This window comes from Oleiphilus sp. HI0079, from assembly GCF_001635105.1.
In genome coordinates this window covers 1-893 of sequence record NZ_LWFT01000877.1, presented here as the reverse complement: position 1 = coordinate 893, position 893 = coordinate 1, and the positions used below count along the sequence as shown (strand labels likewise).

Below are 893 nucleotides of genomic sequence, written 5' to 3'. Positions count from 1 at the left end.
CTGTTGATTTGAGCCCTAGTAACGACGATGAGATCGAAGATGCAGTTGTTTCAGATGAAGAACGAGCTGATCTCGAGCTTGATGATGCCTTAAATCTTGATGATTCGGACCTTGATAGTGAAACCGAAATTGAACTCGATTTAAGTGAAGAGTTGGACTTGGCGGAAGATGATCTGTCGTCGCTAGAGCTGGAAGACGAAAATCAGAATGTGGACTCTGAAGAAGCCATTGAAGATGTGCACGTTGATGATCTATCGCTTGAGCTGGATGAAGAGGTAGATCTGGATGGCGATGCTTCGGATGAGCTTTCAGACGCTGAGGTCGAAGACCTTGCTCTTGATGCCGATGATCTTGGCGAGCTCGAGGTGGAGCTGGAAGAGGATGGCGAATCTGACGGTGTGCTTACAGAGGATGAAGCGCTGAGCTTAGAACTTTCGGACGACTTGAATGAAGATCTAGACTCCGAAGTGCTATCAGACTCTCAGGTTGATGACGGCGGATCGGATGCGGATGATTTACTGTTGGATTTGGATGAAGAGCCCGCTGAGTCAGATCCTGCAGATGCTTTAGAGATCACTGATGAAACGCTGGATGAGGCAGCCGCTGCACTCGGCGATGCTGATGATTTTGAACCAGAGCTTAGTGAAGATGAAGATTTTGACTTCCTTGAGGGAACCGATGAGGCATCCACTAAACTTGATCTGGCTCGAGCCTATATCGATATGGGTGACACAGAAGGCGCAAAAGAGATTTTGCTTGAGGTTGAGGGTGAAGGCTCTGCGGAGCAGCAGAAGCAAGCTCGTGAGCTAATCGATTCTATAGGTGGCTAGGCTTCCCGTTGATGAGTAGTTCTTTAAATAGTGGTTCGGCCGGTAACAGAGATGTTACCGGCC

Annotated in this window: 1 protein-coding gene; it reads left to right on the top strand. The window is 48.4% G+C overall.

Annotation, left to right across the window (positions count from 1 at the left end; genetic code table 11):
- A partial coding sequence (locus A3750_RS16295; RefSeq protein WP_304440203.1) for a FimV/HubP family polar landmark protein occupies positions 1–830 on the top strand: 830 nt, incomplete at its 5' end.
- Between the last annotated feature and the right edge of the window lie 63 nt (positions 831–893).